The 11,693-nt window shown below is 35.9% G+C and carries 13 protein-coding genes; all 13 read right to left on the bottom strand.

Annotated elements, in window-relative coordinates; genetic code table 11:
• Positions 1–2 precede the first annotated feature (2 nt).
• The 13 genes from WMO38_RS01605 to WMO38_RS01545 all read right to left on the bottom strand — a co-directional run bounded on the left by WMO38_RS01605 (position 3) and on the right by WMO38_RS01545 (position 11,682).
• The gene (locus tag WMO38_RS01605) at positions 3–1,373 is read right to left on the bottom strand and encodes a glycoside-pentoside-hexuronide (GPH):cation symporter (protein WP_349161163.1); all 1,371 of its coding nucleotides are present in this window, start codon (positions 1,371–1,373) and stop codon (positions 3–5) included.
• A 7-nt stretch (positions 1,374–1,380) separates the two neighbouring features.
• Positions 1,381–2,856, bottom strand: a complete 1,476-nt coding sequence (locus WMO38_RS01600; RefSeq protein ID WP_349161161.1) for a DUF6937 domain-containing protein — start codon at positions 2,854–2,856, stop codon at positions 1,381–1,383.
• On the bottom strand, positions 2,846–3,400 hold the full coding sequence (locus WMO38_RS01595; protein WP_349161196.1) for a TetR/AcrR family transcriptional regulator: 555 nt from the start codon (positions 3,398–3,400) through the stop codon (positions 2,846–2,848). Before WMO38_RS01595 ends, WMO38_RS01600 begins: the two co-directional genes overlap by 11 nt.
• 278 nt (positions 3,401–3,678) lie before the next feature.
• The gene (locus WMO38_RS01590) at positions 3,679–3,837 is read right to left on the bottom strand and encodes a hypothetical protein (protein WP_349161160.1); all 159 of its coding nucleotides are present in this window, start codon (positions 3,835–3,837) and stop codon (positions 3,679–3,681) included.
• A 170-nt stretch (positions 3,838–4,007) separates the two neighbouring features.
• Complete coding sequence (locus WMO38_RS01585; RefSeq protein WP_349161159.1) at positions 4,008–4,949, bottom strand: GTP-binding protein; 942 nt, start codon at positions 4,947–4,949, stop codon at positions 4,008–4,010.
• 246 nt (positions 4,950–5,195) lie between these two features.
• The gene (locus tag WMO38_RS01580; protein WP_349161157.1) at positions 5,196–5,321 is read right to left on the bottom strand and encodes a hypothetical protein; all 126 of its coding nucleotides are present in this window, start codon (positions 5,319–5,321) and stop codon (positions 5,196–5,198) included.
• Between the two features lie 65 nt (positions 5,322–5,386).
• Entirely contained in the window at positions 5,387–5,827 is a 441-nt protein-coding gene (locus WMO38_RS01575; RefSeq protein WP_021866253.1) for an Hsp20/alpha crystallin family protein, read from the bottom strand.
• 382 nt (positions 5,828–6,209) lie between these two features.
• The gene (locus WMO38_RS01570) at positions 6,210–6,419 is read right to left on the bottom strand and encodes a hypothetical protein (RefSeq protein WP_349161155.1); all 210 of its coding nucleotides are present in this window, start codon (positions 6,417–6,419) and stop codon (positions 6,210–6,212) included.
• 27 nt (positions 6,420–6,446) lie between these two features.
• Positions 6,447–7,100 (bottom strand): TVP38/TMEM64 family protein, encoded by a 654-nt coding sequence (locus tag WMO38_RS01565; RefSeq protein ID WP_349161154.1) that lies wholly within the window; start codon positions 7,098–7,100, stop codon positions 6,447–6,449.
• Positions 7,097–7,681, bottom strand: a complete 585-nt coding sequence (locus WMO38_RS01560) for a DUF308 domain-containing protein (RefSeq protein WP_349161152.1) — start codon at positions 7,679–7,681, stop codon at positions 7,097–7,099. Before WMO38_RS01560 ends, WMO38_RS01565 begins: the two co-directional genes overlap by 4 nt.
• A gap of 152 nt (positions 7,682–7,833) precedes the next feature.
• Complete coding sequence (locus tag WMO38_RS01555; protein WP_349161150.1) at positions 7,834–9,174, bottom strand: hypothetical protein; 1,341 nt, start codon at positions 9,172–9,174, stop codon at positions 7,834–7,836.
• Positions 9,175–9,332: 158 nt separating this feature from the next.
• Positions 9,333–10,514, bottom strand: coding sequence for a cysteine desulfurase NifS (gene nifS / locus WMO38_RS01550; RefSeq protein ID WP_349161149.1), 1,182 nt, complete (start codon positions 10,512–10,514; stop codon positions 9,333–9,335).
• A gap of 37 nt (positions 10,515–10,551) precedes the next feature.
• Positions 10,552–11,682 carry a PP-loop family protein gene (locus tag WMO38_RS01545; protein WP_349161148.1) on the bottom strand — a complete coding sequence of 377 codons (1,131 nt, stop codon included), beginning with the start codon at positions 11,680–11,682 and terminating at the stop codon, positions 10,552–10,554.
• Positions 11,683–11,693: the final 11 nt, after the last annotated feature.

Genomic DNA, 11,693 nt, shown 5'->3' with positions numbered 1-11,693 from the left:
AATCAGTTTCTACGCTCTTTAATGCCTTTTGTAATCTCTTCCATTTTCTTGTCTGTAAGAATATATTTTTTGTGAAAATAAATCAGTGCAATAATAAGACCGATTATAGGAATTACAGTCATTGTCATTCTGAGTCCTGCAACCGAACCGCCCGTTGTGACAGCTGCATCTGCATCAGTATTACTGCTAAGATGGCTCAGTGACAGACAGATTGAAACTACAAGTGCAGCAACACCCGATGCCAGTTTAACAACAAATGTCTGCATAGAAAAAATCACGCTCTCATCACGCCTGTTATTTTTAAGTTCACCATAATCTACAGTATTTGCAAGGAAAATCGTAGTCAGTACAAGTAACATTCCATTTGCCGCAAATATGAAAAATGCAGGTATAAATAAAACAAATACGCTTGACATTGATGTAAATACAAGTATTAAAAGCACTATATATCCTGTGATTGCCATTGCAAAACTTACATAGAATATTTTCATTGTGTTCATGAATTTTCTAAGAAGCGGAAACAGAACCATCATTGACAGAATCTGAACCGCACCGCCGAATGTGTTAAAAAGTGTATATCCATTATACCAATCAGCACCACCAAAGTCATATTTAAAAAAGTAAATTACAAGATTTGAAGTTATGTATACAGAGGCATTGATAAGCACAATTGTCACAACCACAGCAACTGCCTGGTCATTCTGTACGAGTGCCTTAAACATCTGCTTTACTGATACACTTTCAACATTAACCGTAGACTTTTCTTTTATATTAACACAAGTTATAAGAATTGATACAAAAAACAATATTGAAATTATAAGTGCAAACCACTTAAATCCTGTATATTCATTTCCATTTCCAAGAAGATAAACACACTGCATTGTTATTACTGTAACAATTGCAGAACCTGCTCCTGCACATGAACGAGCCATTGTAGACATATTTTCCCGCTCCCTGCCTCCTTCCGTAAATGCAGGAATCATTGACCAGTACGGAATGTCCATCATCGTATATGTAACACCCCATAAAATATATGTAACCGCTGCATATGCAACAAGACCGCTTCCGTTTAATGCAGGTGGTGCAGCAAACATAAGATATAAAACTACCGCATTAAGTGCAGTTCCCACAAAAAGCCACGGGCGGAACTTTCCCCAGCGTGTTCTCGTCTTTGCAACTATCACACCCATCACAGGATCATTAAATGCATCAAATACTCTCGCAGCCATAAGAATAATTCCCATGGCAATCGCACTAACCCCAAGAATATCCTGATAATAATATAAAATATAACTTGCACAGAACATGTATACCATGTCTTTTCCAACCGCACCAATACCATATGATGCCATTTCTTTTTTATTAAGCCCCATACTCATCTCACTCCTTCTTCATATTCATAGCAATTTTGACTGCCTCATATGCACCGTTGTAAATACCCGCTTTTTTATTTGCTTCGATATTATCGCACATATCGCAAAGCAGCTTATCATCATTCATAAATAGCTTTATCATCTGCAATGTATGCGGAATATCCCTACATTCAAGTGTTCCGTCTCCAATCTCGGCAGAATGGATTGCTCCCCACTGCTCATGTCCGCCGACACGCCTGATAAAAAGCTTCGGAACCGGATAAAATGCAAGTTCACTTGGCTTTGTGACAAGCACATCTGCACTTCTCATCAAAAGATTAGTACAATAAACCGCCTCAAAAATATTTTTATGGAAAAATCCGTGAATTCCCGTAACGTCACCTGTCAGTGCATCATTTGCAAACTTTGTTGTATCATCCCAGTCATCGAAATGTTTTATTGCAATATCTGACATTTCAGGAATTTCACGTTCCAAATCATCCCACACATTTTTATAATCACCGACATTAACATAAAGAGCTGCTTTTTCTGACTTAACATAAGGAAGCAGATACCTGATTATATGTGCAAAAATTTCTTTCTGTGCACCGGCACCACCTATTGTAAGAAGAAATCTCATAGGCTTTTTATTTTTCTTTCTTTCCCTTCTTGCTTTACAATCAGTCTCTATACCAGCAACAAGTTCATGGTCTATATAATGTCCTGTGTATATAAGACTTTCTGACGGCATTGGATTCAGAACCTTTTTACCATTCATTCCGTTCAAAATCCTATATCCCTGATATGCAAAATGTGTCTGGATCGTATGTATGCTTCCCTCTGATAAATGAAGTGCCATCGGCCAGTTATCAGGAATCGCATTGACAACATATTTCATTCCTGCATGGACTGCTGCCTGTGCAGGCCAGACATGCGTCGCAACTACAGGTATTTCTTTCGGAACATTTTTATATACAGGAGCCATAAGCTCGGCATTTTTCTGGTCTGATGCATTATATGAAAGCTTTCTGAAACCCTCGTAATTCATGGGTTCCCATACAAAATGGTTAAACAGCCTGCTTTTCTGCGAAAGTCTTGAACCAAGCGAATATAAATCATTCTGTGCTTTTATAACCTTTGTACATGTTGTATCTTCGTAAGAATTCAAATCCATCCAGTAAGGGACATATCCCATAGCATTAGCTGCGGATGCAATCGCCATTGAAATACGGTAATGTCCGAACCCCATTCTTATATTACCTACAATAATTCCCGACTTTGTATCAAATTTTTCTGTTTCCTTAACTTCTGACTTATCGCCGACACGGACATCGTAAACTCCGAGTGCATCACCGATATACTTATTCTTATTTACCGTTACCGGGTAATTTTTCCTAGAATCATCCCCATATTTTTTTGCAAATCTCTTTTTAGAATTGACAGCTTTTCTGTATGCTCTCCTGTCAATATCATTTCCATAAATTTTCTTTGACTTATCTTCCATAATCCGCCTCCTCTATGCCATTAAGCAATATACTTACAACTTCATTAAGTCCCTGTGCATATGTCATATCCGCACGCACAAGTATATCTCTTTGGAAAAACTGCTCAAGCGAAGCCTCCATCATCATCTTAAACACTGTAAGATTAACATGTCTTATCACACCCTCATTCATCCCCTGTTCAAGAAGTCCAAGTGTAGTCTCCCAGCCACTTTCAAGCCTTTTTTCAACTTTCCTGTATATGTCCGGATATTTATCTTTTAAAAGATAAAGCTGCTCAAAATCGATTTCTTTATAGCTTTCCGGCATAACACCGAGAATATGCCTTATTTTCTCAATCGTAGAAAGCGATGTATCCTTCACTATTTTTTGTTCGCTTTCCTTTATCGTGTCAAAAAGGTAATCAACCATATCAAGAAACAGCGAATTCTTATCAGAAAACACATTATAAATCGTTTTCTTGCTCATACCAAGAATCGCTGCAAGGTCGTCCATAGTAAACTTCAGTCCTTTTTCATTAAAAGCGGTAATTGCCGCCTGTAAAATTCTTTCTTTTGTATTTTCCGTACATCATCACCTCCGTTGCCATCGTTACCATAACAAAAAATCAAGGAAACTATTTTCACAGTTCTAGTTTCCTTGATTGTATCACATTACATTTTTAAGCACAATTCACAAAATTGCATAATATTTTTTTATATTTTTGTGAATTATGCTTTGTGTTTGTTTTAAGATATATTTTTCCTGCCATAAAAATCACCGTTAATCGCAAAAATCGCATTATTTTCTTTTGCAATATCTGATGTTGTCTCTTTTATATTTCTTCAAAAAACACCATTTGCAAGCCCCGCCCGCAGAAATGACACATCACTCACTGTAACATCAGCAATGTATACACTGTAAATCCCGTCAATGCTATGCCATAGAAAATCCCCCCCACGCCAAATGGCCTTTTCCCGTTTTTTTCCGATTAAATAACACAAGCGACACCTCCTAATCTTTTTTCTAAGATTATAATAGGCACCGCCTGTAAAAAAATATGTCGTTTTTGTGTAAATATTATGCTTTTGCATGAAATTTTTAAAAGTCTCCATTCTGGTATGCTCTTGCAATTACATATGAAAGCTTACATAAATATGAATATATTTTCAGATTAATCATGCTTTCCTATATAATTTCCAACAATGTCAGCATTGAGATTTTCACCTATAATAATTATAACATCCTGTCCTTCCTGTATTTCATTAATACTGGTTTTTTTCTTTATCGCATTGACTTCATACCATTTGTCATTTTCTTTAAAAAATCCTTTTATGCGGATTATATTTCCACATTTTTTATCAGCAAATATATTTTCCGCTGCCTTTTTTACATCTTCACTTCCCAACCCTGTATTCATAAAATAAAGTGAAGCAAATTTTCCGTCCTGCATATTAATATCCTGCTTCTGGTACGAATTAAGTCTGTATCCACATTCTGCAATTTCTTTTAAATCTTCATCAGTCAGATTAAGAATTCCTTTTTTTATATCACTCATTCCTATCTGTCTTTTGCAGCCAATGTCCTTTAATGATAAATTAATATAATCAATTGTGTCTTTTATTTTTTGTTCGTCCGCTTCATCTGAATGGCTAAGTATGATTTTTCCGGCACATGAAATCTCAGATGCCAGAACATATGACGATTTTTCTGATAAATTATCTGCTGCTGACGCATCGGCAATCGCAATGATATTTCCCGGCTCATACCATTTATCAAGCGGCTCATCATGTATAACATCAAAAAATTCATCTATATCATATACTCCTGATGGTTCTACTATAACACGGTCATAGCCGCACATTCCCATTGAAATCAGCTTTGTCTTAAAACGCCTCCTGTGGGTTTCTTCATCACATCCGCCAGAAATCATCTCCAATTCACAATTGTCGCTCATCAAATCCTGCAAAAGCATCATATCAACATTAATTGCACCATAATCATTTTCAAGAATTCCAACTGTCTGTCCCTGTTTTATAAAATATGATGCATATTTTTTTATAAATGTTGTTTTGCCTGCTCCTAAAAATCCTGTAATCAAATCAATTTTTATCATATATTTCTCCCATAATTATAAAGCTTTATTCAGCTTTCCAATTGTAAATTCAGCCAGTCTGTATTGATTCCTGCCGAAGCACTGTACTCTTAATACCTTAATAATTTTTCTAAATTATAACATAATTTTTATATCTAATGTTATTTAATTAAAAAAGCCATCGGAATTCGTACATCAACGAATCCTGACGGCTTTAATATTTTATTCAGTTTTCAATTCTATCAAATTGGATTATTATAGTTCATATTAATCATAAATATGTTTTTTATGTTTTCCTGTAACTGACTGTTCCTCAATATTGTGGTCAGCTGTTGCATTTACCTTCTGATGAACTTTCTTTTTCTTTAATGGATGTTTTGGATTCTTATCCATAACAATCGCTTCCTTTCCATTTTATTTAATATAATTGATAAATTTTTATTAAAAAACTTCAGCTATTACCCTTCAATAGCAATATACTTGTTATTTTCAACAGCTTTCTTTTCTTTCTTAGGAACTGAAAGTCTTAAAATACCATCTTCATATCTGGCCTTAATATCAGCCTGAGTTACTTCATCACCAACATAGAAGCTTCTGCTCATAGCACCGGCATAACGTTCCTTACGGATATACTTGCCTTCTTTATTCTTCTCTTCCTTATCAAGACCCTTAGAAGCACTTATTGTAAGATAACCATTATCAAGCTGTGCATTGATTTCATCTTTCTTAAATCCAGGTAAATCAATATCTACTTCATAGCCTGAATCTGTTTCTCTTACATCAGTCTTCATAACATTGCCTGCATGTTTACCATAAAGTTCTTTGTCAACTTCAGGAAATGAAAAATTCATCCAATCATCGTTAAATAAGTTTTCTCCAAAAATACTAGGCATTAACATAAGTCATCTCTCCTTTTTAATATCAAACCTACATATCTGTTTAACACTAGCAGCTATGCCTGCATTGGTTTCCCAATGTATTACACCAAGTTTTTTCGGAACCGGATAGAAAACTCATAGATTCTTTCAATCATTACCTAATCTCTTTTTGTTCTCTTCCTTTGTTCTTGACTATGTTATATACCTTTTTATTAGCAATGTCAAGAGGTGAGTGCTAATTTTTTTAAATTTTTTTATTTAAAGTGAAAATTAGCGAAACTTAAAAATCATTACATTTTCATATTCAGTTAAATGCAAACGCCCAAAACAAGCATTTTTATGGCACTTTATCACATATTATTTATCTGGTTTATTGTATAAATTTATAAAAGTGAAACTTAAATCACGCCCAATATGGGATATATTTTTTATATCTTGGTGCAGTGTCGGGATTCATCACTTTAATATATCCACTTTCAACAGCACTGTTAAGAAGTCTTGAAGCCTTTGCTTTCTCTTTCTCTCCCAATCCAAATATTTTGCGAACATCCGAATTAGAAATTCCTTCAAAATTAACATATGCCAGACAAGCCTGCATATAACATGTTCTCATTCGATCTTCTTTTGTTGTTAATTCAAATTATTTTCTGTGATTCATAACATAATTAACCACAATCGCCCCAACAGACACCGCTATTCTGCAAAGCAGAATAATCAAAAATTCAACTGAAAACGGATTATTTATTTTTTCACCCAATAAAGTCGTTGTCACAATGCTGAGCATTGACCCCGCTATGCCCGCCGCAAGATACTCCGCATATGGTGCGTCACATGCCCCAAAATAAAGGCTTACAATATCTCCCGGAAGAAAGCCAACTATCCTTGTTATAAAACATGCGAAAAAATTATTTTTGTGCTGATATACCGCAACCTGTGCCGCTTTTGGATACTTTTCACAAATACTTTTAACTGTCTGCTTACCTGCATATTTGCCAATCAGATATGGTATTGTTATAGTAACAGCAAGTCCTGCCGTACTTACTAACAATGCACTAAATGGCGAAAACATCATGCCACATGCAAAATATAGTACAGAAAGCGGCAGAACCACCGTAAGACTTTTTAACGCAAAAAATGTAAGCATAACAACTATTGCAAGCAGTGTATTATCCGGCGTGTATTCAATAATTGTATCTACCGTCAACGGATGCCCGGATTTTTTAACAATAACCGTAAGCATTATTCCTATTATACAAATTGCAATAACAGGAATTATTTTTCTTAACTTTTTCATCTTATATCATCTATCTCATCAACGATATCTTTAATTTCACCAACAAAATTTTTGCTTATCTTATGTATGCGGTATAACATTATACTATCAATAACACCACTTATAACAAAAATCACCCCAGCCATGAGAGCAGCTGATTTTACAGTATCCGGAGAAAAAAACATCATAATTATACCGGCAATGACAACTACACACGATAATACTACATAAATTCCCGCATTAAATCCAAATGCCTTCTGCATATAAACTGCCGTCTCCAGACATATGATTCCACTTATTATAATATAAATACTGAATATATACGAAAACAGAATTGATGTTATTCCTGAATGTGTAATAATAAAAATTCCCAATATACACTTTAATATTCCTTCAAACAACACACCTCTTACATACAATTCACTCCATATGTTCATATAATATATAAGGTCTATAAGTCCGTTTGCAAAAATAACAGCACCAGCAACAATCGCTGTGACTTCCATTGCTCCCTGTGGTCTTGCTATAAATAAAATTCCGATTATCAAAGTCATAATAGCATTAATCCACATATCAATTTTAATTTTCTTTAATATCTTCATAACTACCGCCGCCTTTCTTTTATTTGTCTTTATTTTAACAAAAATAAAAGCATAAAAAAACAGGCAAATGGTGATAAAATGTCTGTTTTTATAACATCATATCTTCGTTTGCCCGTTTTGTGCCAGCCACGTGGCTTTTAACATCATGTGATTTATAACAGTTTTAAAAATTCCTCATAAAATTCGCGTTCTTTTTGCTTTGCCGCACGTGCTTCATCTGAAATATCTGCTGATAAAGACAATGGATTTTCAAGAGCATACAGTGCACTTTCAACCGCACTTCTTGCAGATTCCACAGTCGAGCCGAGCACATCTGTATCATAAATTCCTTTATTCCACTGCATGAATCTTTGTATATCCAACTGCGTAATATGAGTCATCATACCGTTTTCTTTTTGTCCGGGATTGTTTACACCGACCTTTTGTGCCGCCTTTATCCACGCATCTTTTACGCTCTGTGGTGCATTTGGTCCGAAATTCTTAAAAAATGCCTCATGTGTTACCCGTAACTTTTCTTCTTTTACATCACCGTTAAGAAAATTCTCCCAGAATTTCAGCGAGCCTGCAAATGCTAAATTTATGTCATTGTCAAAGCGATTCAAAAACCCCATAACTTTGTCGTAGTCACCTGCATTTTTGTACTTGATTCTCCATGAGCCAATCTCTACACCGTCGCAATATTCCTTGCTTATTATGCCGTCAGGACCAAATGCCGTAATTGTGTATCTTTGTTTTTTATCTTCATCTTCGCTTACAGACACACATTCTTTAACATTTGCATTCTTACTGATATTTTCTTCAAGCATACGCAAAATATCAGCCGCACTTATTGATTCACCCGTTGCTTCTTTTTTAAGAACACTGCCTGAAGATGCCAATGCTGCTGCCCAATCACGTTTTTCATTAACCGCATCGTTTAGCGTCGCATACTGTAAATCATTTCCACTTGCCGATAATACCTGTTTTAAGGCATGCCAGCTTCCCCATTTGTTATCGATACCTGTGCCGTTACTGTCGGCATATTGACAAAATGCAAACATTTCAACTGCTGACGCATTTCTTACATCGACTTCCGAAAGATTGACATCGACAGTTTCACATTTGCCCTCTCCCACGGCAATTTTAACCCTTACTATTACATCTTCCGAATCGTCACTTATTATCTGCCCTGCTGACATTCCAAGTCCGACACCTCCAACGAATAAAAATCCCACTCCGAGATTTTTCATCTTAACATCCTGTGCCGGCTCATCTTCAGCCTTTTTAATATCCGCTGATGCATACGATACCTGCCTGTAATACAGTTCTCTCGAATCAACCGTTTCTTTTTTTGATTCTGAATGTTCCTGCATTTTGTTTTTTAGTTCCGAAGCAAAATCATACTCCGTTTTCTCTTCCTTATGCAAATCCTGTCCATATTCATTCAAAAAACCGTTTGCATATCTTGTGCTGACCTCCATATAACTCCTTTCCGTGGCCGCTCCGTCATTCACAGCCACCCTGTTCTCCAAATAGGTCCGAACAGTAAATAAATAAAAAAGGATAGCACTCCATTTCACATCAATCCGTTGAAATAAAGTACCATCCTTGTGTTTAATATATCGACAGCAATTTTAAAATTATTAACCAATTATATTACAAATAACAAAACTCACTCTTTTTCCCCACCTAAAAATGCCTTATAAGCCGGAGACATTCCACGAAGTCTTTCAACAATCCGCTTCAGTTCCCCAACTACTGTATCTATTTCTTCCTTTGTATTCTCATATGACAAAGTGAGGCGGAGTGATTCATGTGCCATCTCATCGCTTAAACCTATTGCACGAAGAACATGCGACGGGTCTATTGCACCGGATGTACACGCTGAACCGCTCGATGCACAGATTCCTGCCTGGTCAAGCATTATAAGTACTGACTCACCCTCAACAAATCGAAAACAGAAATTAATATTGTTAGGAAGCCTGTCTTCTCTGTGTCCGTTTAATACAGTATATGGAATTTCCGCAGATATTCTGTCAATAAAATAATCTCTTAATTCTTTTTCTTTTTCAGCACGTTTTGCCATATTTTCCATTGCAAGCTTTGCCGCTGTTCCAAGCCCTGCAATTCCCGGTACATTATAAGTTCCGGCACGTCTGCCACGCTCCTGCGAACCGCCATGTATGAATGAACGGATTTTCACTCCTTTTCTTATATACATTATCCCGACACCCTTAGGACCATTAAACTTATGTCCGCTTGCAGACAGCAAATCAATATTCATCTCGTCAACATTAATTGGTATATGTCCATATGCCTGAACTGCATCTGTATGGAAAAGTATTCCTTTTTCATGTGCTATTTTACCGATTTCTGCAACCGGCTGTATTGTTCCTATTTCGTTATTTGCTGTCATTACTGAAATAAGAATTGTATCTTCTCTTATCGATTTTTTAAGTTCATCCAATCTTACTTTGCCATCTGAATCAACATTCAGATATGTTATATCAAATCCATGTCTTTCAAGATATTCACATGTATGAAGCACTGCATGATGCTCAATTTTTGTTGTAATAATATGTTTCCCTTTATCAGAAAATGATTCTGCTACAGCCTTAATCGCCCAATTATCAGATTCACTTCCACCGCTTGTGAAATATATTTCCATATCAGAAGCACCTATCAGCTTTGCCGCATGATTTCTCGCTTCTTCAATCGCAATCCTGCCCTTCGTTGCAAAGCTGTATGCAGCCGAAGGATTGCAGTAAATTTCCGAAAAATACGGCATCATTGACTCTAAAACTTTTTTGTTTACTTTTGTTGTTGCGGCATTATCAAGATAAATCATTCTCATTCACTCCCAAAAGACCCAAAACTTATATCTGAAAATTTCATTTATTATCATACTCATCAAGGAAATTATGCTTTACACCGTTCTGCTTATAAGCAATAACTGTGTCAATATTAACATTTTCAACGCTTCTGAAAATATTACTCTCAACATGAGGATTAACCTGCTTCAATGTTTTTATCAGTTCCTTGATTTCAACCCGCTTTGACTGGTTTTCTTCATTATTACATGTTGTACATGTATCTGTAAATTTGCAGGCACACTGGATAAAATTAAGTCCATTATAATCACGCCATGCTTTTATATCATCTTCTCTCACAAGATAGAGTGGGCGGATAAGCTCCATTCCCTCAAAATTCGTGCTGTGAAGTTTAGGCATCATTGTCTGTACCTGTGCACCGTAAAGCATTCCCATAAGTATCGTCTCTATAACATCATCATAATGATGTCCAAGTGCAATCTTATTACATCCGAGTTCTTTAGCATACGCATAAAGATGTCCTCTTCTCATTCTCGCACACAGATAACAAGGTGATTTTTCAATATTGTATACAGACTCAAAAATATCAGATTCAAATACGGTAATCGGTATATTAAGAATCCTTGCATTTTCCTCTATTACCTGCCTGTTTCTCGGACTGTAGCCCGGATCCATAACAAGGAATTTCACATCGAAATCAAACTTGTCATGAAGCTTTAATTCCTGAAAACATTTTGCCATGAGCATTGAATCTTTGCCACCTGAAATGCAGACTGCAATTTTATCACCTGGTTTCACAAGTTCATATGTATTAACTGCCTTTGTGAACTTTGACCATATTTCTTTTCTGAATTTTTTACGGAGACTCTTTTCTACTTCAAAAGCCTTCTCATTTTCATCAGTCATGCTCATTTTATCAAGAAGCCATGCCCCAAATCCACCTTCAAGACTTTGTGCATCGTAACCTTCCGACTGTAAAAGCCTGGCTGTCTCCTCGCTTTTCTCGCCTCTTGCACAACATATAATGAGTTTTTTAGAATAATCTATATTTTTATTATCAAGTACATTTTCAGATGCCACGATTACTGCTCCCGGAATTTCGCCGTGTGCAATCTCAGCAGCACTTCTTATATCTATAATCTGATAATCATCTTTTAAAAGTTTTTTCATTCTTTTTACTGATATACTCATACTCTGCACTC

Source organism: Lachnospira hominis (ex Hitch et al. 2025) (assembly GCF_040096395.1).
In the GTDB taxonomy this organism is placed as follows: Bacteria; Bacillota; Clostridia; order Lachnospirales; family Lachnospiraceae; genus Lachnospira; species Lachnospira hominis.
This window is presented reverse-complemented; position numbering and strand designations above follow the sequence as displayed.